General features: G+C 59.9%; 21 protein-coding genes and 1 pseudogene. 10 read left to right on the top strand and 12 right to left on the bottom strand.

The annotated features are described in order from the left end of the window. Positions 1 to 27: 27 nt before the first annotated feature. Both N4R57_07035 and N4R57_07030 read right to left on the bottom strand, forming a co-directional pair. Positions 28 to 261 carry a hypothetical protein gene (locus N4R57_07035; GenBank protein UYV38779.1) on the bottom strand — a complete coding sequence of 78 codons (234 nt, stop codon included), beginning with the start codon at positions 259 to 261 and terminating at the stop codon, positions 28 to 30. 196 nt (positions 262 to 457) lie between these two features. Next, complete coding sequence (locus tag N4R57_07030; GenBank protein UYV38778.1) at positions 458 to 1,702, bottom strand: sarcosine oxidase subunit beta family protein; 1,245 nt, start codon at positions 1,700 to 1,702, stop codon at positions 458 to 460. Positions 1,703 to 1,912: 210 nt separating this feature from the next. Here N4R57_07030 and ccmI point away from each other — a divergent pair, with 210 nt between their 5' ends. The 3 genes from ccmI to N4R57_07015 are packed head-to-tail and all read left to right on the top strand — an operon-like array spanning position 1,913 to position 4,192. Next, entirely contained in the window at positions 1,913 to 3,493 is a 1,581-nt protein-coding gene (gene ccmI, locus N4R57_07025) for a c-type cytochrome biogenesis protein CcmI (protein UYV38777.1), read from the top strand. Beyond that, positions 3,490 to 3,963, top strand: coding sequence for a Holliday junction resolvase RuvX (gene ruvX, locus N4R57_07020; protein UYV38776.1), 474 nt, complete (start codon positions 3,490 to 3,492; stop codon positions 3,961 to 3,963). The genes ccmI and ruvX overlap by 4 nt, the downstream gene beginning before the upstream one ends. Next, on the top strand, positions 3,956 to 4,192 hold the full coding sequence (locus tag N4R57_07015) for a DUF1289 domain-containing protein (GenBank protein UYV38775.1): 237 nt from the start codon (positions 3,956 to 3,958) through the stop codon (positions 4,190 to 4,192). The genes ruvX and N4R57_07015 overlap by 8 nt, the downstream gene beginning before the upstream one ends. An 80-nt stretch (positions 4,193 to 4,272) precedes the next feature. Here the strand turns inward: N4R57_07015 and N4R57_07010 are convergent, their stop codons facing one another. From N4R57_07010 to N4R57_06985, 6 genes are all read right to left on the bottom strand, one after another. Continuing rightward, positions 4,273 to 4,941: a hypothetical protein gene (locus tag N4R57_07010; GenBank protein UYV38774.1), complete on the bottom strand. Its 669-nt coding sequence runs from the start codon at positions 4,939 to 4,941 to the stop codon at positions 4,273 to 4,275. Positions 4,942 to 5,048: 107 nt separating this feature from the next. Continuing rightward, a complete protein-coding gene (locus N4R57_07005) occupies positions 5,049 to 5,873 on the bottom strand; it encodes a sulfite exporter TauE/SafE family protein (protein UYV38773.1) in 825 nt (274 codons plus the stop codon). A gap of 74 nt (positions 5,874 to 5,947) precedes the next feature. Then, positions 5,948 to 6,955 carry a tRNA dihydrouridine(20/20a) synthase DusA gene (gene dusA, locus N4R57_07000; GenBank protein ID UYV38772.1) on the bottom strand — a complete coding sequence of 336 codons (1,008 nt, stop codon included), beginning with the start codon at positions 6,953 to 6,955 and terminating at the stop codon, positions 5,948 to 5,950. 97 nt (positions 6,956 to 7,052) lie between these two features. Then, the gene (locus N4R57_06995) at positions 7,053 to 7,970 is read right to left on the bottom strand and encodes a GTP-binding protein (GenBank protein ID UYV38771.1); all 918 of its coding nucleotides are present in this window, start codon (positions 7,968 to 7,970) and stop codon (positions 7,053 to 7,055) included. After that, positions 7,967 to 9,616: an amidohydrolase gene (locus N4R57_06990; protein UYV38770.1), complete on the bottom strand. Its 1,650-nt coding sequence runs from the start codon at positions 9,614 to 9,616 to the stop codon at positions 7,967 to 7,969. Before N4R57_06990 ends, N4R57_06995 begins: the two co-directional genes overlap by 4 nt. Before the next feature lie 25 nt (positions 9,617 to 9,641). Beyond that, complete coding sequence (locus N4R57_06985; protein ID UYV38769.1) at positions 9,642 to 10,259, bottom strand: cupin domain-containing protein; 618 nt, start codon at positions 10,257 to 10,259, stop codon at positions 9,642 to 9,644. 154 nt (positions 10,260 to 10,413) lie between these two features. Between N4R57_06985 and N4R57_06980 the strand changes: the two genes are divergently transcribed. The 7 genes from N4R57_06980 (at position 10,414) to N4R57_06950 (ending at position 18,488) form a co-directional block, all read left to right on the top strand. Beyond that, positions 10,414 to 12,009: an ABC transporter substrate-binding protein gene (locus N4R57_06980; protein ID UYV38768.1), complete on the top strand. Its 1,596-nt coding sequence runs from the start codon at positions 10,414 to 10,416 to the stop codon at positions 12,007 to 12,009. Positions 12,010 to 12,068: 59 nt separating this feature from the next. Then, positions 12,069 to 13,052, top strand: coding sequence for an ABC transporter permease (locus N4R57_06975; protein UYV38767.1), 984 nt, complete (start codon positions 12,069 to 12,071; stop codon positions 13,050 to 13,052). 92 nt (positions 13,053 to 13,144) lie between these two features. Next, the gene (locus tag N4R57_06970; protein UYV39528.1) at positions 13,145 to 13,426 is read left to right on the top strand and encodes a hypothetical protein; all 282 of its coding nucleotides are present in this window, start codon (positions 13,145 to 13,147) and stop codon (positions 13,424 to 13,426) included. Further along, positions 13,329 to 13,934: an ABC transporter permease gene (locus N4R57_06965; GenBank protein UYV38766.1), complete on the top strand. Its 606-nt coding sequence runs from the start codon at positions 13,329 to 13,331 to the stop codon at positions 13,932 to 13,934. The genes N4R57_06970 and N4R57_06965 overlap by 98 nt, the downstream gene beginning before the upstream one ends. Beyond that, on the top strand, positions 13,934 to 14,926 hold the full coding sequence (locus N4R57_06960; protein UYV38765.1) for an ABC transporter ATP-binding protein: 993 nt from the start codon (positions 13,934 to 13,936) through the stop codon (positions 14,924 to 14,926). The genes N4R57_06965 and N4R57_06960 overlap by 1 nt, the downstream gene beginning before the upstream one ends. Further along, positions 14,926 to 15,945, top strand: coding sequence for an ABC transporter ATP-binding protein (locus tag N4R57_06955; protein ID UYV38764.1), 1,020 nt, complete (start codon positions 14,926 to 14,928; stop codon positions 15,943 to 15,945). The genes N4R57_06960 and N4R57_06955 overlap by 1 nt, the downstream gene beginning before the upstream one ends. A 74-nt stretch (positions 15,946 to 16,019) precedes the next feature. Further along, positions 16,020 to 18,488, top strand: a complete 2,469-nt coding sequence (locus tag N4R57_06950) for an FAD-dependent oxidoreductase (GenBank protein ID UYV38763.1) — start codon at positions 16,020 to 16,022, stop codon at positions 18,486 to 18,488. A gap of 25 nt (positions 18,489 to 18,513) precedes the next feature. On the opposite strand, the pseudogene N4R57_06945 reads toward N4R57_06950, so the two are convergent. The 4 genes and pseudogenes from N4R57_06945 to N4R57_06930 form a co-directional block, all read right to left on the bottom strand. Next, positions 18,514 to 19,718 (bottom strand): annotated as a pseudogene (locus N4R57_06945) (FAD-binding oxidoreductase). Next, a complete protein-coding gene (locus tag N4R57_06940; protein ID UYV38762.1) occupies positions 19,715 to 20,533 on the bottom strand; it encodes an NAD(P)-dependent oxidoreductase in 819 nt (272 codons plus the stop codon). Before N4R57_06940 ends, N4R57_06945 begins: the two are co-directional and overlap by 4 nt. Before the next feature lie 128 nt (positions 20,534 to 20,661). Next, complete coding sequence (locus N4R57_06935) at positions 20,662 to 22,335, bottom strand: thiamine pyrophosphate-binding protein (protein ID UYV38761.1); 1,674 nt, start codon at positions 22,333 to 22,335, stop codon at positions 20,662 to 20,664. A 41-nt stretch (positions 22,336 to 22,376) separates the two neighbouring features. Beyond that, positions 22,377 to 23,534 (bottom strand): iron-containing alcohol dehydrogenase, encoded by a 1,158-nt coding sequence (locus N4R57_06930; GenBank protein ID UYV38760.1) that lies wholly within the window; start codon positions 23,532 to 23,534, stop codon positions 22,377 to 22,379. Positions 23,535 to 23,549 lie beyond the last annotated feature (15 nt).

Here is a 23,549-nt window from a genome sequence, read left to right as displayed (position 1 = left end):
GTGTCAAGGTTACGTTCTGTCTTGAACTCAGTCGCCAGCTGCCGGAGCACTTGCCGCCGGAGCACTTGTCGCCGGTGCATCCGTGACCGGCGCAACGTCCCCAGCGCCGTCCGGCCCAGCTGGGGTCGTGCCGCCGCCAATGATGCTGAACAGCGCAAGCAACGCGACCACGATTGCCACGACAAGCAGCAATCCAAACCCGTTCCCTTCACCCGCTGCACGCGGCTTTGCAATGTTGGTGTTATAGTCAAAGTTAGACATAGCTCATCCTCCTTTCGAGAATGCAACCATGCTCGCGCCTCACCCCGGTCCAAGCCAATATCGGCGGAAATCCCCGGACAAATTGCGCCAAACCCCGCGTTTTTCTGCGTCTGCAGTCGGCCAAGCCTTGCCGAAACGGCCCGGGTCGGCCCCGTCTTGGCGCGCCCGCTGGGCAACATGTTGAAGCCAGCCTGCATCAATGCGCCACCCCCGCCGCGACGCTTTCGTCAATGAACCGCCCCTCGTGGAAGCGGTTCAAGCCAAATTCTTCCGTAAGGGGTGAATGCCCCTTGGCCATCAGTTCCGCAAAGCCCCAGCCCGAGCCGGGGATTGACTTGAACCCGCCCGTGCCCCAGCCGCAGTTAACAAAAACCCCTTCAACCGGCGCCTTGGACAAGATCGGAGAGCGATCCCCCGTCACATCGACGATTCCGCCCCATTGCCGCAGCATTTTCAACCGCGAGATCATGGGAAAGGTTTCGATCAGCGCACGCACCGTCTCTTCGATGTGATGGAAACTGCCGCGTTGGGTATAGTTGTTATAGCCATCCGTGCCGCCGCCAATCACCATCTCGCCCTTGTCGGACTGTGACATGTATCCATGCACCGTATTGGCCATAACGACGATATCCATGCACGGCTTGATCGGCTCACTTACCAGCGCCTGCAAGGCCACGCTCTCCAGCGGCAGGCGGAACCCGGCTTTCTCGGCCAGAACCCCTGCGTGCCCGGCCACAACCATGCCCAGCTTGTCGCAATCAATCGCACCTTTGGTGGTGTCCACACCGATCACCTTGCCGCCGTCTTGGCGCACGCCGGTCACTTCGCATTGCTGGATAATGTCCATCCCCATATCCGAACAGGCCCGTGCATAGCCCCAAGCCACAGCGTCATGCCGCCCGGTGCCGCCACGTGCCTGCCACAGCCCGCCCAAAACAGGGTATCGCGGCCCATCAAGCGAAATGATCGGCACCAGTTCTTTCACCCGCTCCGGTCCGACAAACTCGGTCGTCACCCCTTGCAGCATATTGGCATGCGCCGTGCGCTTGTAACCGCGCACCTCATGTTCGGTCTGGGCCAGCATCAACACGCCACGCGGGCTGAACATCACGTTATAGTTCAGGTCCTGACTCATCGTCTCGTAAAGCGAGCGTGCTTTTTCATAAATCGCGGCACTCGCGTCCTGAAGGTAATTCGAACGGATGATCGTCGTGTTCCGCCCGGTATTCCCGCCGCCAAGCCAACCTTTCTCGATGATCGCCACATTGGTGATCCCGAAGTTCTTGCCGAGGTAAAACGCCGTCGCCAGCCCATGCCCCCCGGCACCGACGATAATTACGTCATACTTTTTCTTGGGTTGGGGCGAACGCCATGCACGCCCCCATCCGCTATGATACCGTGCGGCCTCACGGGCCACGGCAAAGGCTGAATAACGTCTCATCGGCCCCCCGATTCCTTGGGTGGTTGTGCTCTGGCAGATTACTGCCTTGTCGCCCGATTATAGCCCCGCACCGATCCGTCGCAATTCCGCACGAATGCGACATCTATGCACTTCACCGCCATTTCCCCTTCCCTGTAGGCCACTCGGTGATTAGATAAGCCCGACAAGCTGGCAAACCGCTGCCCAAAAAGCATGCATACGGGAGTTTCGATGATTTTCTGGATCACCGCCGTCGCTATCGCCCTCGTCGTGACAGCCGTCTTCGTGCTCACGCTGCTCAGGGCAAAACCGGCTGCCGAACACCCCGCTGAATATGATCTGCGCGTCTATCGCGACCAACTGCGCGAAGTCGAACGCGACCTCGCCCGCGGTATCATCAATGAGGCCGATGCCGAACGGATCCGCACCGAAGTCGGTCGCCGCGTCCTGACCGCTGATGCGAAGCTGCGCGACAGCGCGAATGGAGCGGCCCAACCCAAGGGTCCGACCCGTGCGCTCGCCGCGCTCGTTGCCCTTGCAGTGCTTGTCGGCACGGCTGCACTCTATCCCGTCCTTGGGACGCCCGGCAAACGCGACCAGCCACAACAAGCCCGTATTGCCGCCTCGGATCAGCTCCGCGCCACCCGCATGTCGCAATCAGACTACGAAGCCAAGGTGCGAGAGGAGCAAGGCGACAGAAAGCAACCTCCCCCCGACCCGCAATTCGCCGAGCTTATGACCAAGCTTCGCAAAGCCGTGGCCGACAACCCCAATGACCTTCAAGGTCAGCAGCTTCTTGCGCGCAACGAAGCCTCCCTTGGCAACTATACGGCCTCTTACACCGCGCAACAGGACGTAATCCGCCTCAAGGGCGACACAGCAAGCGCCGCTGACTTCTCTTCTCAGGCCGAAATGATGATCCGCGCCACGGGCGGCTATGTCTCCCCGCAAGCAGAAGAAGCCCTCAAACAGGCCCTGACCCGCGATCCGCGCAATCAACCCGCCCGCTATTTCACCGCGTTGATGTATGCCCAGAATGACCGCCCGGACATGGCCTTCCGCCTGATGGACCGCTTGCTTCAGGAAAGCCGCCCTGAGGCGCCTTGGGTTCCCGCGATCCGCGGTCAAATCGAAGAACTCGCTTGGCGGGCTGGCGTGCGCTACCAGCTCCCCGAAGCAAAACCCGCCACCCGCGGGCCAAGCAGCGCAGATATCGCCAACGCGGCTAATCTCTCGGCGGCGCAGCGGATGGAAATGGTGCGCGGCATGGTCCAAGGTCTCTCTGAACGCCTTGCCAGCCAAGGGGGCAGCGCCGAAGACTGGGGCAAATTGATTGCGGCGCTCTCTGTCATCGGCGAGCAAAAACGCGCCGCCGACATCTGGGGCGAAGCGCAAAAGGTATTCGCCGAAAAAGCCGACCAGCTTGCAATTGTCCAACAAGGCGCCATCCGCGCCGGTCTCGTGCCCGATCCGAACAAACCGAATGCGGGCAAACCGTCAATCGCCGTCCCCGCCCCTGCCGTTCCCGGCCTCCCCGGTCCCAGCGCCGAAGACGTTAAAAACGCCGCCGAGCTGAGCGCGGCAGAGCGTAAGGAAATGATCAAAGGAATGGTGGCAAACCTCTCCGACCGCCTCCAAAGCGATGGCGGAACCGCCAATGAATGGGCGCGGCTGATCACTTCTCACGCCACCCTCGGTGACATGCCTGCCGCGAAGGAGGCGCTCACCCTGGCCAAAGCCGCGCTTGCGGACGACCCTGCTGCGTTGGAAACCATCCGCGCCGCCGCCAAATCCGCCGGTCTCGCCGAATGATCATCGAGGACACAGCAGAATTTGCCGCCACCCTGCCCCGCGCCGGTGCTCTCGCCGGGCTCGACCTTGGCGACAAGACCATCGGCGTGGCGGTGTCAGACGGGCTGCGCTCGGTCGCGACCCCGCTTGAAACGATCCGGCGGCGCAAGTTTACCCTTGATGCCGCCCGCTTGGCCGAAATCATCGCTGACCGCGCCCTCACCGGCATTGTCCTTGGTCTGCCCCGCAACATGGACGGCTCCGAAGGCCCACGCTGCCAATCCACCCGCGCCTTTGCGCGCAACCTTGCGCGTCTAACCGAACTGCCAATCACCTTTTGGGATGAACGCCTGTCCACAGTCGCGGCTGAACGCGCCCTGCTTGAGGCGGATACGTCACGAAAACGTCGCGCCGAGGTGATCGACCATGTCGCGGCCTCCTATATCCTACAAGGGCTGCTCGACCGGTTAAGGCATATCAATAATGACTGACGACACCCTCTGGGAACGCAACGAAATCGAAAGCCCTTGCGTGCAAATTTGCGTGATCCATCCCGAGGCGCGGATCTGCACTGGCTGTCATCGCACCGGCGATGAAATCGCCCGCTGGTCGCGCATGACACCTGAAGAACGTCGCACCATCATGGACGAACTCGACGCCCGCACAGCTCTCCTTCGCAAACGCCGCGGCGGGCGTGCTGCCCGCCTATCGCGAAGCTGAGCAGCTTTCTTTCTTAGTAAAGAAACTCATTTTCCCGAACTGGCCATCGCTCGCCGCATAGATACCTTACTGCCGCGCGTCTAATCCGCTTTTAGCCAAGCTTCGGCACCCCCCGGTATTTCCGGCCGGAAATAGGCCACCATGCGCCCGTCCGCTCCGGCTTCCACGTCGCTTTGCCACGGCGCCACCCCATGCAGACAAAGCCGGTGAACAACATAAGCCTCACCCGGCACCGCAGGCAGGGTCACCCTGCGACAGGTCTCAAACACCTCTCGCCGCGCCGCTTGATAGGCTTCGGTTACGTCCACCTCACCCCAACGCGCAGCCTCAACGCCTTGCAGCGCATGCAACAAACCGCGCTGCATGATCTTGTGGCTTCCTTCCCAGGCGACCATCGGGCTCGCCCCGGCCTCAACCTCGTTCAGTGGGATCCCCAGAACCCAAGCATGCGGCTCTTCAAGTCTGCGCTGGCCATGGCTATCGGCCTTTACCCCGTCCACATGCGCCCCGTCCCGCTTGAGACGATAGCGAAACGCGCCGTCGCTCTCTGCGTCTCGCGGTTTGGGATAGCCGGGCCAAACGACCGACGCCTGCCCCCGGTGTAATGGCAGTCTTCCAAACAGGGATTGCGCAAATCGAACCGCTTCACCACTCAAGGCGGTTCCGGCCAAAGCCCCGTCCGCCCCATTGGGCAGGGCATCAACACCGACAAACCACGTCCCTTCACAAATCAGCCACCGCGCACGCATCTCAGGGTCTTCAACGGCTGCTCGCGCAGCCTCGCGCGCGGCACGGCCCCACTCAACAAGCGCAGAATCACGGCCGAACCGCGCAAAACCTTTATCGTAGAAGCCCTCTACCACCCCAACGCTTTGCGCAGCATGTTGACTGCGACCAAGGCCAAGAACGCTGCAAACACACGCTTCAACGGTTTCGGATCCATCGAATGCGCCAGCTTCACACCCAAAGGCGCAGTGATCAAAGTCATCACAATGACAATACCGAACGCCACAAGGTTCACCGCCCCGATGGTCAGCGGCGGACGTGTTGCCGGATCAATTTCAAGGAACAAAAAGCCAATAACAGACGGCACGGCAATGATCACCCCAAACCCCGCTGCCGTCGCCACCGCTCGGTGTATCGCGGTGCCATATAGGGTCATGATTGGAACGCCGAAACTGCCCCCACCAATGCCCATCAAAACCGAAAGAAAGCCAACACCGGGCGACATGCCCGCCCGCGCCGCGCCTTTGGGCATTTCTTCACCCAACCGCCAATGCTGCCGCCCGAAGCCAAGGTAAATAGCGACAACCAGCCCCAAAACGCCGAAAATTCCCTGCAAGGTCGATGACCGCAGGTTCGCTGCCACCATCATGCCTAACACCGCCCCGACAACAATCCCCGGAGCCCAGCCGCGCAAGATGTCCCAATCCACCGCGCCCTTCTTGTTATGGCTCAAAACGGATCGCACAGATGTAACGATGATCGTCGCCAATGACGTCGCCAGACAGACCTGCATCAACTGCGGCCCGTCATAGCCAAGCGTTTGAAACGCGTAGAAAAACGCCGGGACAAGAACAATCCCACCGCCCACGCCCAACAAACCGGCAAGCACGCCAGCAACCCCGCCAATTACGACCAATAGAACGCCCATGGCGATCAAAAGCGACAGTTCCGGCATTTAGGTTTTCCTTCAAGTATTTTGCGCCCGCCTACCCTGCACTCATTGCGAGCAAAGGCAAGCGATCGTGCAAGCTAAGCCGCGTCGCGCGCCGCAGTAATATAGCCGAGAGCCTTTTCCACCAATTCCGGCCCGGCATCCGGCTTGTGCGCGCCCTCAGACAACACCCTCCGCCACGCCCGCGCGCCCGGTCGCCCGGCAAAAAGGCCCAGCATATGCCGCGTCACCTGACCCAACTTCCCGCCTTCACCCAAATGCCGTTCGATATAAGGCAGCATTGCCAAAGCGATGTTCACCGGGTCAGCAGGGGCGCTGGCTGCCCCATAAATCTCGCTGTCCGCACGCGCCAGAATATCAGTCGGCTGATGATAGGCCGCACGCCCCACCATCACCCCATCCAGACCGGCATCCAAAAACGACTTGGCCTGCTCAAGCGTCTCAATCCCGCCATTCACCGACAGATTAAGGTCCGGGAATCGTGCTTTCATCTCATGCACCAGATCATAATCCAGCGGCGGCACATCACGGTTTTCCTTTGGGCTCAGCCCCTGCAACCATGCTTTGCGCGCATGGATCGCAAAGCGGCCCACCCCCGCATCCGCAACACGGTTCAGAAAATCGGGTAGAACCTCGCTTGGCTCCTGCTCATCCACACCAATCCGGCACTTCACCGTCACATCAACATCCACGGCTTTGCGCATCGCCTCGCAACACCGCGCAACAAGGTCTGGTTCGCGCATCAGAACCGCCCCGAAGGTGCCCGACTGAACCCTGTCACTCGGACAGCCCACATTCAGGTTGATCTCGTCATACCCTGCATCCGCCCCCATCCGCGCAGCCTCGGCAAGCTCATTCGGATCAGACCCACCCAGTTGCAACGCCACCGGATGCTCTTCGGGCGAAAACCGCAACAGATGTAATGCGCCGCCCCGCACCAACGCCGGAGACGTCACCATCTCGGTATAAAGCAACGTGTTTCGGCTCAACAATCGGTGCAGATACCGGCAATGCCGGTCCGTCCAATCCATCATAGGCGCGACGGAGAGACGCCAAGGTTGGGTATGTTGCGTATCGCGGTTCATGGCCAACGTTTATCGCATGGAAATTGCCTGGACCAGAGCGCTCTTTTCCGGCTCTCTCGCGGCGTGACCTTCCCGCCAAGAACGTCCACTCAGGCCTTTAGCCGCCCCCTTGGCCAAGACACTCATCGAAGCGGCGGTAAAGAACATCCAAATCCTTGCCCGCCCCTGACCCAATCAGAACAAGGCAGGGATCAGCCACCGGATCCACGCGCGTAAGGCGACAGCGCGCCCCGACCACCTGTATTAACATGCTCGCGCCGGTCTCGGCATCCGTAACAAAGCCTTTTACGCGGTGAATAGTCGGGGGCAACGCGCTCAAAACTTGGCCCAGCAAGGCACAATCAACCGGCCCGCTTGGGTGCCAAACACCTGTCGTGAAATGCACATGCCCCTCGCTTTGCACCTCCGGCGGTGCGCACCGCCTCCCTTCGCCCAGTAGAATTTCCACCGGAACCTCACCGTTTACCGCCGAAAAAACCCTCGTTTCGGACCGCAGCGTGCGCAACCACTGTCGAACCGCTCCTTCCGCCTCTGGTCCGATCAGATCGCCCTTGGTCAGCACGATCATATCTGCCGCCTGAAATTGCGTGTGGATCAAACGGCCGACAAACTTGTCCCGCGCCCGCGCCTGAACAGTTTCGCCATCCACCGCCACGATCACGCAATCCAGCTCAAAACCCGGCCAATGCCCGGCCAACATCGCGATCCTTGCCGGATCGGCCACACCGCTCGCTTCCAGCAATAGCCGCTCTGGTTTGTCGGGGCGCGCGGCAATTTTGCTAAGCACCTCGCCAAGGTCGTCCCCAATCGAACAACAAACGCAACCATTCGAAAGCTCGATAAGATCGTCACCTTCCGCCGCAATCAACTTGGCATCAATATTGACCGGCCCGAAATCATTGACCAAAACACCCAGCCGCACCCCATGGGTTCCGCCTAGAAGCCGGTTGATGATCGTGGTTTTGCCCGCTCCCAAGTAGCCTGACAAAACAGTGACAGGGATACGCCCGCTCATTTGGCAATCGGAAATGGAGTGCCTTCAAACACCGTGCCCCAGATCTCAATATCGCACAGCTTTTCGGGGGCAATCTCATACGGATCTTGTTCAAGCACCGTGAAATCCGCCTTCTTGCCCGCACGGATCGAACCGACCTGATCTTCCATCCCGATGATATAGGCGGCGTCAATGGTGATTGCACGCAGCGCCGCATCAAGCGTCACCCGCTCCTCGGCGCCCATCACCGCGCCCGATTCCGCAAACCGGTTAACGGCAACCCATGCGGAATTGAGCGGTTTCGCCGGGGCCATGGTGAAATCCGAATGCAGAGCAAAAGGCACGCCTGCGCGCTCAACCGCACCCAATCGCGCCATGCTTGACGCCCGTTCGTGGCCGATAGAATTCAGCCAATACGCCTCGCCCAACTCATGCAGATAGTAAACATTGGCGGAAACGATCGCACACAAATCCTGGATCCGCCGCACCTGCTCCGGCGTCGATACCCCGAAATGCTCGATGGTAAAGCGGTGATTGAAACGCGGCTTTTCATCCTGCAATTTCTGAAGCGTATCCAGCGCAAGCTCCAGCCCCATATCGCCGGTGCAATGCACGTGGATCTGCTTGCCCTCTAACCAGAATGCACGCGCGTGGGTTTCAAAGGCTTCTGGCGCCATCAGCCACTCTCCATGATGCCCGTCAATAAAACCCGGCTCCTGCATTTGCATCAGCTCGGCAAAAAAACCGCCATCGGTGAACAGCTTTACGTTGTTCCCGAAAAACAGCTTGTCCGTGCTGCGCGTCGCATAGCCGTTCACCCGTGTTACGTCCTCTGCGGCATCGCCATCGAAACCGCCACGCAACAGGCCGCGCGGCACGATCTTCATCCGAAATGGCGTCTGGTCGTTATCAAGCGCGCGGGTCAATACCTCCCACTCCAACGCATCGTCCATCAGCGGATAGGCCAACTCCCCGATCGTCGTGTGACCGCCAAGATGCACGGTCTGTTTTACAAGCTCCAGTCCCCTCATATAGCGCTCCGGCGCCAGTAAAACCCGGTTCATCGCCTGCGCGGTAATCTGCATGCCCGTCTCAAAAAACCGCCCCGTTTCCAGATCAATCTGCGGGTGCCGTTCCAAATCGTCTCGCGGCGTGCCAATCCATTCAATTGCGGCATCATTGGCGATGATTTCATGAAACGAGCGTTGCCAAACAAAAATCGGCTTGGTGGCCGAAACACGGTTCAAGGCTTCCCTGTCGACGTTGCCATGCCAAATGCGATGAAACCCCCAGGTAACGACAATCTCCTCGCCCTCGGATTCGTTTTCAACGATGTCAGACAATCGTGCCAGATAATCGTCGTGATTTGTCACCGGTGCACAGGTCCGATCGGGAAGAACCCACTCCATGGCAGTGATAAAATGACAGGGCAACAGGATCGCCCCAAGTGTCGGATGTAGATGCGGATCAATGAAGCCGGGCATCAACACGCGATCCTCAAACTGTCGGTCTATTGCGTGCGGGTGCTGGTCCAGCCACGGCGCCATCGTTTCAAGCGTGCCAACCTCGATAATTTGCCCGTCACGCACCGCAACTGCGCGCGCCTCTGGGTTGGACTCATTCATGGTGATGATCTTGCGGGCCGTGAAGACGGTTATCTCTGACATGATTTTGCTCCCCTGCTGAAAACGCTTAAAAGTGGGCGCTGCCAAAGACCCAAACAATTCTGGTTTCGACATCCCCCGGGTTGCGGCACCAATGTCGCCCCGTCTTGGGAAGCTGAAAACTGTCCCCTTCCTCAAGCAGGATTTCTTTCCCGTCGATGGTCAGCTCCAATTGCCCCGAGACAACGAAACCACATTCCTCGCCTTTGCGCTGGCGTCCGTCTTCGCCGGTTTGCGCACCCGGCTTAAACGTCGTCAGGATCATCTCCAACTCTCCCGCCAGATGCGGCGAAAGCAGTTCCTCACGAATGCCCGCCCGGCTGAGCCTCAGTTCCCGCCGATTGCCCCGGCGCACGACCAATCCGCTCTCCGGCGTCTCTTCAAGACTGCCCGACGAGAAAAACCAACTGATCGAGACGTCCAGACACACCGCAATTTTATCCAGCGTATCCAGCGTGATTGGGCTAATGCCGCGTTCCAGCTCGCTCAAATGGCCAACAGACCGGCCAATCTCTGCCGCCAGCGCGGTCAAGGTCAATCCTCGCGAGCGGCGCAGCTCACGAATCTGGCGCCCAACCGGAGCACTGGAATTTTCAGCCGATAGCTGTCTGGCCTGTTCCTGCCCCCTCTCCGGTTTCGCTGTCATCGTTGAAATCCCCGCATTTTTCTCTGTTCTGAAATTTTTGTTGCATTTTTTCACTTATGGCGCAACCTTTGTGAAAAAATGTGGTGCAATTTTCAGAAACCAAACAATCGAGACAAGAATACTCGACACCAGTCCAACGATAGGGAAGATAAAAATGTTAGATAAATTGACCAAATCCATAAGAAGCGCGGTGCCAATCGCGCTTGCTGGCACGCTTGCGCTCACAACGCCTGCCTTTGCAGACCCCAAAGACGGCGGCACGCTGACCACGTTCACAACCGGCTACCGCACATTGAACCCTGCCGTTCAATCCGGCGCGGCCACCGGCATGCCCGGATCGCAAATCTTCGCCGGTCTGGTTTCGGTCGGAGCAGACTACGAGATCCAGCCATATCTCGCAAAAAGCTGGACGATCTCGGATGATTTCCTGACCGTAACGTTCAAACTTGTCGACAACGCCCGCTTCCATGACGGCCAGCCAATCACCAGCGAAGACGTCAAATTCTCAATGGAGGGCGTGCGCGAAAACCACCCCTTTGGACGCGCAATGTTCGGCAGCGTCGCAAACATCGAAACCCCTGCTGCGGATACAGTGGTCCTGACTCTGTCCAAACCGGTGCCGGGCCTCATGGTGTCGCTTCAGCCCCTGTTGATGCCGATCATTCCAAAACACATCTACGGCGACGGCCAACCGCTTAAAACCCACCCGCGCAACATGGAAAACGTGGTCGGTTCCGGCCCGTTCAAAGTGCTTGAAAACAACCCGGCCGAGCGGCTCGTGCTGGTCAAGAACGACGATTTCTTTATCGAAGGCAAACCGCATCTCGACCGGATCGCCTTCCCCCTCGTCAAAGACCCTTTGACGCGCGTCTTGATGCTGGAAAAAGGCGAAATCGCCTATGCCGGCTTTTCTGGCATCCGCCCCAATGATGCAAAACGGCTGGAAAAGGTCGACGGCGTGACGGTGACCACCGATGGCTACGGCGCGATTGGCTATATCCACTATCTCGAACTCAATCTGCGCGACAAACCGTTCAGCGACCACAAGGTCCGCGAAGCAATCGCCCGCGCGGTCGACACCAACTTCCTTTCCAAGGTGATCTTTGGCGGGCGCACCGTTCCCGGCACCGGGCCGCTGCACACAGGAAACCCGTTCTACTCCGCCGACGTCCCGATCTATGCCCCTGATCTGGACAAGGCCGCCGCCCTTTTGGACGAGGCGGGATACCCCGTTGGCGACGACGGCACACGTTTTAGCTTTACGCTCGACGTTCCAAGCTGGGCCCCTGCCGCGCATGTTCCCATGGCCGAATACACACAGGCCCAACTGGCCAAGCTCAACATCAAGGTCGAGCTGCGCAAAGCCCCCGATTTCGGCACATGGGTCAAGCGGATTTCAAGCTGGGAGTATGAAGCCACCGTCAATGGGTCGTTCAACTATCCCGATCCCACCATCGGCGTGCACCGGCATTTCGACTGCGACAATATCAAGAACGTGATCTGGTCCAACACCCAAGCCTACTGTGACCCGGAAATGGACAAGATGCTGGATGCAGCGGCCGTAGAATCCGACTTTGACAAGCGCGCAGCGATCTATGCCGCGATCCAGAAGAAGACCCAAGAAGACCTCGCCTTCATCTACATGCCGCAGGATTTCTCGGTCACCGTCTACAATGACACGGTGAAAGGTCTGCCCAACTCGCCCTTCGGCGCGCTGGCACCTTTCTCTGACGTCTATCTCGACGAGTAATCAATCCGGCGGGGCGGGTGAATATCCCCGTCCCGCCGCTGCCTCTCCAAAGCTGGCGCTTGAAAGGATCTGACGTGCTCAAGGGAACGCTCAAAAAGTTGCTGAACGCCGCCCTCTTGTTGCTGGCCGTATTGGTTCTCAACTTTGTTCTGGTTCACGCCGCCCCCGGCGATCCGGTCGAAGTGCTGGTCGGTGAAATGGGCGGCGCCACCCCCGAAATGATCGAGGACCTGCGCAAACAATTCGGCCTCGATCAGCCCCTCTACGTGCAGATCGGGACCTATCTTGGCAACGTGCTGCGCGGCGATCTGGGCCATTCGCTTTACTATGATCAACCCGTGACACAGCTTATCGCAGGGCGGATCGGCCCGACCCTTTTGCTGGTGACAACCGCATTGCTCAGCGCGGTCATCATTGGCACGATGCTTGGCGTCTTTTCGGCCCAGAAACGCCGCTCCGCGCTGAGCCATCTCGTCACCGTCATTTCTCTGGCCGGGTTTTCTGCGCCGGTTTTCTGGGTTGGCATCATGCTGATACTGATGTTCTCGGTATCAATTCCACTTCTGCCAATTTCGGGCATGTCCAACGCCCAAGGCGCGACAACGGGCATCGCTTACGTGCTCGAAGTCCTCCACCACCTGATCCTACCGGCTCTGTCACTGGCGCTGATCTATCTTGCGTTCTATAGCCGCCTGTCACGCGCTTCGATGCTCGAAGTGCTGGGGTCTGATTATGTGCGCACGGCCCGCGCCAAGGGGCTGACCCGCCGGCTGGTGATCTACAAACACGCTTTGCGCAACGCCATCCTGCCGGTCGTAACCTTTGCCGGGCTACAGTTCGGTCAGGTGATTTCCGGCGCGGTGCTGGTTGAAACCGTCTTTGCGTGGCCCGGCCTTGGCACGCTCGCTTTCGATTCCATTCTGCGGCGCGACACGCCGACATTGCTTGGCATCCTGTTTTTCTCGGCTCTGATGGTCGTCGTGATGAACCTGCTGACCGATGTCATCTATCGCCGCATCGACCCGAGGATCAAAACCCGATGACCGACGCCACCGCCGCTTCGACCACGCCCAAACCCAAGCCGGTTTCTCCGGGCCGTCAGGCTTGGCAAATGTTTCGCCAAAACCATGCCGCCATGCTTGGCCTTTTCATCCTGCTGAGCATCCTGCTGATTTCGCTCTTTGGGCCGCTGATCTATACCGTCCCCCCGCGTGAGATGGTCTGGATGCCGATGACCCCTCCGGGCAGAATCCGAGTACATCCTCGGCACCGACTATCTTGGCCGCGACCTGCTGGCCGGGCTGATCAACGGCGGGCGAGTGACGATAACCGTCGGGCTTGCAGCTGCGTTTTTGACTGTGCTGATCGGTGTGACCGTTGGGGCGCTTGCCGGGTTCTTTGGCGGCTGGGTCGATAACCTGTTGATGCGCATCACCGAATTCTTTCAGGTTCTCCCGCAGCTCTTGTTCGCGATGGTCGTCGTCATGCTCTTCGGCCCGTCGCTTATCAATATTTCCGTGGCGATCGGCGTGGTCTCATGGCCCGCAACCGCCCGCCTGACACGGGCCGAATTCCTGCGCCTGCGCGAAACCGAATTCGTCAAAGCCGAGCGCTCTATCGGCGCAAGCAACGCCCGCCTGATCTGGAAAGTGATCCTGCCCAATGCTGCACCGCCCCTGATCGTGGTCGCGGCTCTCTCTATCGGCTCCGCCATCCTGTTCGAGGCCGGCCTGTCTTTCCTTGGCCTGTCCGACCCCAACGCCACCAGCTGGGGCCGCATGATCGGCGACAACCGCCCCTACATCCTCGACAGCTCATGGGGCGTCACCTTTCCGGGCCTCTGCATCTTCCTGACGGTCCTCGCAATAAGCCTCGTTGGAGATGGGCTAAACGACGCCTTCAACCCCAAACTGAGGCAACGTTAATGAACGCCCCACTCCTCTCTGTCCGCGATCTCGAAATCTCCTTCGAAACGGGTGGCACAGACATCCCTGTGGTCCGTGACCTGTCTTTCGATCTCGCACGCGGTGAAACGCTTGGCATCGTCGGTGAATCCGGTTGCGGCAAAAGCATAACCGCGCTCTCGCTGCTGGGACTTGTGCCAAACCCACCGGGGCGCGTCTCTGCCGGACAAATCCTGTTTCAGGGCCAAGATCTGGTCACCGCCAGCGAAAAGCGCCTCAATCAGCTGCGCGGAAATGAAATCTCGATGGTCTTTCAAGAGCCGATGACCTCGCTCAATCCGGTCTATACGATTGGCGAGCAAATCGCCGAAACTGCGCGTGCCCATTTCGCCCTCTCACCCGCCGCCGCTTGGGACCGCGCGGTCGAAATGCTTGATCTGGTCGGCATCCCCTCGCCCAAGACCCGCGCCCGCGACTATCCGCACCAGCTTTCGGGCGGGATGCGCCAGCGCGTGATGATCGCCATCGCCCTCGTCTGCGAGCCGAAAATCCTGATCGCAGATGAACCCACAACGGCGCTCGACGTGACCGTGCAGGCGCAGATTTTCGATCTGTTTCAGGAACTTCAGCAAAAGATCGACGCCGCAATCATCCTGATCACCCATGACATTGGCGTTGTGGCACAGATGACCGACCGCGTGATGGTCATGTATGCCGGGCGCAAGATCGAAGAAGGCCCCGTTGCCGAATTCATTCGCGATCCGCGTCACCCCTACACTCGCGGCCTCATTTCCTGCATCCCGCGTCTCAGCATGCCGCCTCCAGACACACCCGCGCCACTGTTTGAAATCCCCGGCGTCGTGCCCGCCCCGAGCGAACTGAACCGTGCCGGATGCGCCTTCGCACCGCGCTGCGCTCAGGCAATGGAACACTGCCACGGGAAAACCCCGCCACTCGGCAAACTCACGCAGGACCGCACCGTTGCCTGCTGGCTGGAAAGCGAGGACGCCTGATGAGCGAGCTGCAAAATGCACTGGATGTGAAGGGGCTCAAGGTTCACTTCCCGCTGCCCGATGGTGGCGTGGTCCATGCCGTTGATGGCCTCTCCTTTACCGTTCCCCAAGGGGTCGCTTTCGGCCTCGTCGGGGAAAGCGGATCAGGCAAAACCACTGCCGCCCTCGCCTGTGCGCGCCTGAATCACATCACGGCGGGCCAAGTGGTCCTGAACGGGCGCGACATCACCACCATTCAAGGCGCCGCACTCAAGGCTGCGCGCCGTGACGTTCAGGTGGTGTTTCAAGACCCCTACGCCTCGCTCAACCCGCGGGAACGCGCGGCCTCGATTGTGCGCCGCCCGATGGAGCTTCTGGACATCGCCACGCCTGAAGAGCGCGAAACCCGCGTTGACGAACTCTTCGCCCTCGTTGGCCTGCGCCCGGATCAGAAAAACCTCTTTCCGCACCAGTTTTCCGGCGGTCAGCGTCAGCGTATCGGCATCGCTCGCGCCTTGGCGACCAATCCCAAACTGCTGGTCTGTGACGAACCCGTCTCGGCGCTCGACGTGGCCATTCAGGCGCAAATCCTGAACCTTCTGGCGGGTCTCAAACGCGACCTCGGGCTCTCTTACCTCTTCATCAGCCATGATCTCGCTGTGGTCCAATACCTCTGCGACCATATCGCGGTGATGTATCTGGGGCAGATCGTTGAAACCGGCTCGCGCCGCGATCTTTTCACACACCCGCGCCACCCTTACACGCACGCGCTGATCTCTGCTGTCCCCTCGGCCGAACGGATCGGCGCCACAACGGCGCGCATCCGCCTCCAAGGGGACCCGCCAAGCCCCATTTCGCCGCCCGATGGTTGCCGCTTCGCCGGGCGCTGCGCCTTTGCGCAAGACCGCTGCCACCAGACAAGCCCGCCCCTGCGCGAAACCGGGCATGGCAATAGCCACGCCGTCGCCTGTCACCGCGCCGACGATCCAGAGGTTTTGCAAGCGGGCGCAGCACTTATTGCGGGCGCCCCCTCTGGCTAGCCGCGTGCACCGCCAGCCCGCCCCCTAGACCTGTCCAATAATTCGACCGCCCGTCGCGGCGAAGGAGAATAACCATGCCAAAGCCCATCCCCTCCCACGCCCGCGCCGTAATCATTGGCGGCGGCATAGCGGGCTGCTCGGTTGCCTACCATCTCGCTAAACTGGGTTGGAAAGACATCGTTCTGCTTGAACGCAAGCAACTGACAAGCGGCACGACATGGCACGCCGCCGGTCTCATCGCACAGCTGCGCGCGACCAAAAATATGACCCGCCTCAGCAAATATTCGCAGGAACTCTACGGCGATCTCGCGGCCGAAACCGGCGTCGAAACCGGCTTTCGCCGCAACGGCTCGATCACTCTCGCCCTGACCGAAGAACGCCGCGAAGAAATCTATCGCCAAGCCTCGATGGCACGCGCCTTTGGTGTTGAGGTCGAACACCTCGGCCAAGGTGAGCTTGAAGCCCTCTATCCCCACCTGAATGCAGATGGTTTTACCGGCGCGGTCTATCTCCCCAAGGACGGCCAAGGCGACCCGGCCAACATCGCTCTGGCCCTCGCCAAAGGCGCACGGATGCACGGCGCGCAGATCCACGAACACGTCAAAGTCACCGCAATCCACGAAACCACCCTTAGCGGACAAAAAGCCGTCTCCGGCGTGGCATGGCAACGCGACGAAACTGGCGAAACCGGCACGATCAAGGCCGACTATGTGGTCAATTGCGCGGGCATGTGGGCCGCTGAACTGGGTCGCATGAATGGCGTCAACGTGCCGCTACAGGCCTGCGAACACTTCTATATCGTGACCGAAAACATTCCCGACCTCAGCCAACTTCCGGTCCTGCGCGTGCCTGACGAATGCGCCTATTACAAGGAAGACGCCGGAAAAATGCTTCTCGGTGCGTTCGAACCGGTCGCAAAACCATGGGGTATGCATGGCATCCCCGACGATTTCTGCTTTGATCAGCTGCCCGAAGACTTCGACCATTTCGAACCAATCCTCGAACAGGCGGTCAACCGCATGCCGATGCTCGCCAAAACTGGCATTCACACCTTCTTCAACGGCCCCGAAAGCTTCACACCCGATGACGCTTATCACCTTGGCGAAGCGCCCGAACTGCGCGGCTATTTCGTCGCCGCCGGGTTTAACTCGGTCGGCATTCAATCCTCCGGCGGGGCCGGCATGGCGCTGGCGCATTGGATGGAGCACGGCTACCCTCCGTTCGATCTCTCTGACGTTGATATCCGCCGGATGCAGCCGTTTATGGGCAACCGCTCCTACCTCGTAGAACGGGCCACGGAATCTCTCGGCCTGCTTTACGCCGATCACTTCCCCTACCGGCAAAAAGCCACGGCGCGGGGCGTGCGCCGTGCGCCTTTCCACGACCAATTCCTCGCCCGTGGCGCGGTCTTTGGCGAAACTGCCGGCTGGGAGCGGCCCAACTGGTTCGCAAGCCCCGGCCAAACGCCCGCCTATGACTACTCATGGAAACGGCAGAACTGGTTCGACAACTCCGCCGCAGAACACCGCGCGATCCGCGAGAATGTCGGGCTCTATGATATGACGTCCTTTGGCAAAATCATCGTTGACGGTCGCGACGCCGAAGCCTTCTTGAACTACATCTGCGGCGCAGACATGTCCGTGCCCACCGGCAAAATCGTCTATACCCAGTTCCTCAACGCCAACGCCGGGATCGAAGCTGACGTAACCGTCACCCGCCTCTCCGAAACCCGCTTTCTTGTCGTCACCCCCGCCGCAACCGTGGTCCGTGACATGTCTTGGTTGCAGCGCCACCGCGGCGATTTCGCAGTCTCGATCCTCGACACAACCGCCTCCGAAGGGGTGCTGGCCATCATGGGCCCCAACGCACGCGCTTTACTACAGATCGTCGCCCCGTGGCAGGATTGGTCAAACACCGCACACCCCTTTGGCACCGCACGCGAGATTGAAATCGGGCTGGGACACGCCCGCGCCCACCGCGTTTCTTATGTGGGAGAGTTGGGCTGGGAACTCTACATCCCGTCCGATCAATGCGCCCATGTGCTGGAAACTGTGCTCAAGGCGGGCGAAGCGCAGACCCTCAAACTCTGCGGCTTGCACGCTATGGACTCCTGCCGCATCGAAAAAGGCTTCCGCCATTTCGGCCATGACATCACCCAAGAAGACCACGTTCTCGAAGCAGGCCTCGGCTTTGCCGTCAAAACCGCAAAACCCGACTTTATCGGGCGCGACGCGGTGTTGCGCAAAAAGGAGACCGGCCTCGCCAACCGGATGCTACAGTTCCGCCTCACCGACCCCGAACCGCTGCTCTATCACGCCGAACCCATTTTGCGTGATGGCGCGCTGGTGGGGCACCTGACCTCTGGCAACTATGGCCACACGCTCGGCGGTTCTATCGGCCTTGGCTATGTCCCCTGCGCCGGTGAAGACGCGGCAAGCGTGCTGTCGTCAACCTACGAGATTGAAATCGCCGGCACGCGCGTTGCCGCCCAAGCCTCTCTCAAACCGCTCTATGACCCTCGCTCCGAAAGAACCAAGGGCTAATCCGTCACACAACACCACAACCGGATCAGATGATCGCCTTCTCTAAAAACGGCCGGTTTTCGGCAACCCGCTCATAGCCAACCTCGCTCAGATCAAACGTGCGAAACCCGCCATAGGTGATCAGCTCAGACACCCCGCGCCCCGCCGCGGGCCCCTGCTGCAATCCATGCCCGGAAAATCCGTTCGCAAAGATGAAATTACGCACCTCGGTATGCGGCCCGACGATAAGGTTATGATCAAGCGTGTTAAACGCATAATGCCCGGCCCATTGGTTCACCACCTTGATCGCCTCAAACGCGCGCGAACGCTCTGCAAGCGCGGGCCAGACGACCTCTTCAAACTCGCCATAGCGTGGATCGAAATCGTCCCAATCAACCGCCGGGTCGGGATTGGGGGTGCTCCGGTCAAGAAGTATTTACCTTCAGGGCGACACCACACCCCGCTCGGATCAATCATCAAGGGCAATCTGCCCTCGTTGACCCGCGCCGTGCCTTCGGGCGACTTGGCGCAATCAAACACGAACATCGTGCGTTTGCGCGGCTCCACCGGAACATCCAACCCCGCCAACCGCGCCGCCTGCGCTGCTCGCGGCCCGGCGGCGTTTACGATGGTGCCCGCGCTGATCTCAGCGCCCGAGCCAAGCGTGACCCCTGTGACCCTGTCACCGTCGCGCGTAATCGCGACAACTTCGTCTTTAACAACCTCTGCGCCCAGCGACCTCGCCTTGTTGCGAAACCCAGCCATCAAACCGGTGTTGTTAAACCACCCCTCGCCCGAGCGCCCGTAGGAAGCCAGCTCAATGTCCTCCACATTCAAATGCGGAAACGCATCCGAAAGCGCATCTCGCGACCACAGAACCACATCCGCTCCACAGGCACGCTGCACCTCATGATTTTCTCGCAAGATCGCTGCCTGCGCCGCATTACGCGCCAGATAAAGATACCCGCCCGCGTGAAAATTAAGCTCTGGCCGGTCGCCTTCAACCTCCATCAACGCGCCGAAATCACGGATGACCTCATACCCGTATTGCGAAATCTTCACGTTGATCGCGTTGGAAAACTGCGTTCGGATCGACGCCGCAGAAAGCGCGGTCGAAGACTGCGCATAAGTCGGGTCGCGCTCAACCACCAGCACGCTGCCGTTGAAATCCGCATTGGCGCTCAGATAATACGCCACAGCCGAGCCAATCACGCCCCCGCCTACGATCACCACGTCATAGCTCTGCTTCATGTCGCCTCTTCGTCGTTCGGGTGACCCATGTTGATGAAATACCCACCAATGCGCTGCGTGGCCGGGTCGCTGGGATCGGCCACATCACTGGCCGCCTCAACCTTCGCACGAAATGGCTCGGTGTTATCCTGCGCCACAAACCCCAAATGCCCGGCTCTCTCTAAATTCACCGGTTTCACGGCATTGTCTGACATGCCCACCGTAATCGTATGCCCCAGATACGGCGCCGTCAGACAGGCCGAAACCAGACGGTTAAGATCATCGAAACTCAGCCAAGACCATAGCATTCGCCGGTCGCGCGGTTCGGGAAAGGACGAGAATATGCGAATACACGCACTCTCAATCCCGAATTTGTCCCAATAGAGCGAGGACAGCGACTCAACAAACGCCTTTGACACCCCGTAAAGCCCGTCCGGGCGGGGCGGCGCATCGCAGGCAATCGCGTCATCAATCCCATAATAGCCAATAGCATGCACCGAAGAGGCATAAACCACCCGCCGCACCCCGTGTTTCCGCGCACCTTCATATATGTGGTACGACCCACGGATATTGCTGTCCAACACCTCTTCCCACGGCTTTTCTGTCGGCGCTCCGCCCATGTGGACAATCGCATCACACCCTTCTGTGGCCGCCATGGTCGCCGCCTCATCGGCAAGGTCGAAAATCACCATGTCCTCATGTGGTCGCACATCTTCACATGCCACCCGATCGGCAATGCGAAGGCTATCAGCCAGCGGCGCCAGCCCTCGGCGAAGCTCGGTTCCAAGCCGCCCTGCGGCTCCGGTAAGCAGAATTTTCCTGAACGGTTTTGACATAAGAACGCCTTGGGATTTTCATGTGATTTCTGACCCGCGACCGCGACCGGGTCAATGCCCAGTATCAGTGGCCGCCCTTAAAGAACCTCGGCAATCGCCGTTGCACCTCCATTGCGCAGAACTGACGCTTAGGCTTTCTTGGCCTCCAACGCCGCCGCGCGCATTTGGCTCAGCGTCACGCGCGGTGTGACCGCTTCGGCAGAAATGCAAAGGTCCAATACCGCGCCGGTGTCTGACGCCAACGCTCTCTTGAACGCGTCCGCAAACGCAGCAGTCTCTTCAACGCGCTCGCTATGAAACCCATAGGCCTGTGCCAGCGCGACAAAGTCGGGGTTCCCGCTCATATCCGTCCCGCTCACCCGCGCCGGGTAATGGCGCTCCTGATGGGCGCGGATCGTGCCGTAAACGCCGTTATTCAGGATCAAAATGATCGGTTGCGCTCCGACCTGCGCCGCTGTCGCCAACTCTTGCGAGGTCATCTGAAAATCGCCGTCGCCGGCAAAACACACCACAACCTTCTCGGGCTCGGCCAGCTTGGCCGCAATCGCCGCCGGCACGCCATATCCCATCGCCCCGGACTGCGGCGCCAATAACCGTGCATCAGGGCCAAACTTGTAAAACTTATTGGGCCAAACCGCGAAATTCCCCGCCCCATTGGTCAGGATCGCATCCCCCGGCAAAACCGCATTCAAATGCGCCGTGACCTTGCCCATATCCACCGGGCTCGGCAAATCATCCAGCTCGAAACCCGCCTCCCACGTTGCGCGCGCCTCGCGGCGCCACTCGGCCCAACCTCCGGTGACTATTTCCGCCGCCAGCGCCTGCGCAAAGGCATCCGGCCCGCTTTGAATGCCCAACTCCGGTTGATACACTTTGCCCAGTTCGCCCTCAGACCCATGCACATGGATCAACCGCTGCTTTGGCACCGGCACATCCAACAGGGTCCAGGCATCTGTTGAATTCTCACCAAAACGGTTGTTCACCGCCAAGATAACATCCGCGCGGGTGATCAACTCGCGCACACCCGGCGTCATCCCCACACCCGCTTCGCCACAAAAACAGGTTGAATAATTGTCAAACTGGTCCTGATAGCGAAACACCGAAACCACCGGAATGTCGGAGCCTTCGGCAAAAGCCTGAAGCGCGCCCATCCCCTCTTTCGACCAATTGCACCCGCCATAAAGGATCAGCGGCCGTTTGGCCTGCGCCAAGATTTCGCGCGTTCGCGCAATGGCCTCTGGCCCAGGCACCGGCGCGTGATACTCTGCCGCACCGCGCAACGGTTCTTTATCACTCAAACCGCTCAGCATATCCTCGGGCAGCGCCACAACCACAGGGCCGGGCCGCCCGCTCAGCGCGGTTTTCCATGCGCGCGCAAGGATTTCAGGGATGCGATCAATATTGTCGATCTCAACCGCCCATTTCGCCATCGTGCCATAGACGGCCTTGTAATCGACTTCCTGAAAGGCTTCGCGCCCGCGCATGTCGGTGCCGATCTGCCCCACAAACAGGATCATCGGCGCGCTGTCCTGCATCGCCGTATGCACCCCTATTGAGGCGTTCGTCGCACCGGGTCCGCGCGTGACCAAGCAAATCCCCGGTGTCCCGGTCAACTTGCCCCATGCGGCGGCCATGAACCCCGCGCCGCCCTCATTGCGGCAATTGACGAAATCAAGCTGCCCTTGCGTGTCATGCAACGCATCCAACACCGCAAGATAACTCTCGCCCGGCACGCCAAAAGCCTTGCTCGCCCCAAGCGCCACAAGACTGTCTACAAGAAGCTGCCCGCCATGCCGTGTCATCGCAATTCACCCTTCACTTTCATGTGCTTGTGTATTCTGCCTCAATACGCGGCGCGGTAAATCGCAAGCGCGTCTGCCTCGGTCAATTCCCGTGGGTTGTTGACCAAAAGCCGCGTTTGGTTCATCGCGTCCTGCGCCAGTTTCGGCAATATCTCCTCGGGGATATTCATCGCCCTCAGGTTGGTCTGCAACCCGCATTCCGCCGACAATTCCGCCAGCCGGTCACAAAACGCCGCCGCACGTGCCTGCCCTTCCAGCTTGCCCAGATCGGGAAACGCATAAGGCGCCAGCTCGGCATAAGGCTGCGGCGCCGTCGCGATGTTGAACCTCAAGACATGAGGCAGGACCAACGCATTCGACAACCCATGTGGGATATGGAAATGCCCGCCCAGCGGATAGGCCAGCGCATGCACAGCCGCCACCGGCGAATTGGCAAACGCCTGCCCGGCCAGCATTGATCCCAGCAACATATCACCGCGCGCCTGCGCGTTGCTTCCATCCTGAACCGCCGTCAAAATCGCCGCCCCCATCAGACGCAACGCCTCCTTGGCCAGCGACTTTGACACCGGGTTGTTATTGGCCGAGGCCGAAGCAAACGCCTCGATCGCATGCACCATCGCGTCAATCCCCGTCGCCGCCGTGATATGCGCCGGCAACCCATAGGTCAGCTCTGGATCAAGCAAGGCAATATCGGGCAATAGAACGGGCGACACCACGCCCACTTTCTCGTTCGTGCCGGTCGTGACGATCGAAATCGGCGTCACTTCCGATCCCGTCCCGGAAGTTGTCGGCACCAAAATCAGCGGCAGCCGCGGCCCCTTGGCCATGCCCACACCATAGACATCCTGCAACGCTTCGCGCCCCGGCGCCAACAACGCCACCAGCTTGGCAACATCAAGCGATGAGCCCCCGCCAAGCCCGATCACGCCCGCAACTTCTGCGTCTTGCGCCCGCTCAACCGCGCTCAGGATCACCGCCTCTGGCGGGTCCGCCGCCACATCGCTGAACACCTCAACATGCACCCCTGCGGCGGCCAACGCATCCAACGCCCGCTCGACAATCCCGGTGCTCATCATCCCCGGATCGGTCACAAGCATCACCCGTTCGCCAATCTCCGCGCGTGTCATCTCGCCGATTTGGCCAAGCGCACCCGCGCCAAAGCGAATGGATTTCGACGTGTTAAACGTAAACCCGCTCATTCAACGCTCTCCTAA

The organism is Rhodobacteraceae bacterium D3-12, assembly GCA_025916135.1.
Lineage (GTDB): Bacteria > Pseudomonadota > Alphaproteobacteria > Rhodobacterales > Rhodobacteraceae > JAKGBX01.
This window is presented reverse-complemented; position numbering and strand designations above follow the sequence as displayed.

Bases quoted from the DNA above. Each gene is read 5' to 3' on its own strand.
- N4R57_06955 (UYV38764.1), top strand. From the start codon at position 14,926: ATGAGCGAGCTGCAAAATGCACTGGATGTGAAGGGGCTCAAGGTTCAC.
- N4R57_06980 (UYV38768.1), top strand. From the start codon at position 10,414: ATGTTAGATAAATTGACCAAATCCATAAGAAGCGCGGTGCCAATCGCG.
- N4R57_07005 (UYV38773.1), bottom strand. From the start codon at position 5,873: ATGCCGGAACTGTCGCTTTTGATCGCCATGGGCGTTCTATTGGTCGTA.
- N4R57_07015 (UYV38775.1), top strand. From the start codon at position 3,956: ATGACTGACGACACCCTCTGGGAACGCAACGAAATCGAAAGCCCTTGC.
- N4R57_06935 (UYV38761.1), bottom strand. From the start codon at position 22,335: ATGACACGGCATGGCGGGCAGCTTCTTGTAGACAGTCTTGTGGCGCTT.
- N4R57_06950 (UYV38763.1), top strand. From the start codon at position 16,020: ATGCCAAAGCCCATCCCCTCCCACGCCCGCGCCGTAATCATTGGCGGC.
- N4R57_07010 (UYV38774.1), bottom strand. From the start codon at position 4,941: ATGCGTGCGCGGTGGCTGATTTGTGAAGGGACGTGGTTTGTCGGTGTT.
- dusA (UYV38772.1), bottom strand. From the start codon at position 6,955: ATGAACCGCGATACGCAACATACCCAACCTTGGCGTCTCTCCGTCGCG.
- N4R57_06985 (UYV38769.1), bottom strand. From the start codon at position 10,259: ATGACAGCGAAACCGGAGAGGGGGCAGGAACAGGCCAGACAGCTATCG.
- ruvX (UYV38776.1), top strand. From the start codon at position 3,490: ATGATCATCGAGGACACAGCAGAATTTGCCGCCACCCTGCCCCGCGCC.
- N4R57_06990 (UYV38770.1), bottom strand. From the start codon at position 9,616: ATGTCAGAGATAACCGTCTTCACGGCCCGCAAGATCATCACCATGAAT.
- N4R57_07035 (UYV38779.1), bottom strand. From the start codon at position 261: ATGTCTAACTTTGACTATAACACCAACATTGCAAAGCCGCGTGCAGCG.
- N4R57_06960 (UYV38765.1), top strand. From the start codon at position 13,934: ATGAACGCCCCACTCCTCTCTGTCCGCGATCTCGAAATCTCCTTCGAA.
- N4R57_06995 (UYV38771.1), bottom strand. From the start codon at position 7,970: ATGAGCGGGCGTATCCCTGTCACTGTTTTGTCAGGCTACTTGGGAGCG.
- ccmI (UYV38777.1), top strand. From the start codon at position 1,913: ATGATTTTCTGGATCACCGCCGTCGCTATCGCCCTCGTCGTGACAGCC.
- N4R57_06970 (UYV39528.1), top strand. From the start codon at position 13,145: ATGCTTGGCCTTTTCATCCTGCTGAGCATCCTGCTGATTTCGCTCTTT.
- N4R57_07030 (UYV38778.1), bottom strand. From the start codon at position 1,702: ATGAGACGTTATTCAGCCTTTGCCGTGGCCCGTGAGGCCGCACGGTAT.
- N4R57_06940 (UYV38762.1), bottom strand. From the start codon at position 20,533: ATGTCAAAACCGTTCAGGAAAATTCTGCTTACCGGAGCCGCAGGGCGG.
- N4R57_06930 (UYV38760.1), bottom strand. From the start codon at position 23,534: ATGAGCGGGTTTACGTTTAACACGTCGAAATCCATTCGCTTTGGCGCG.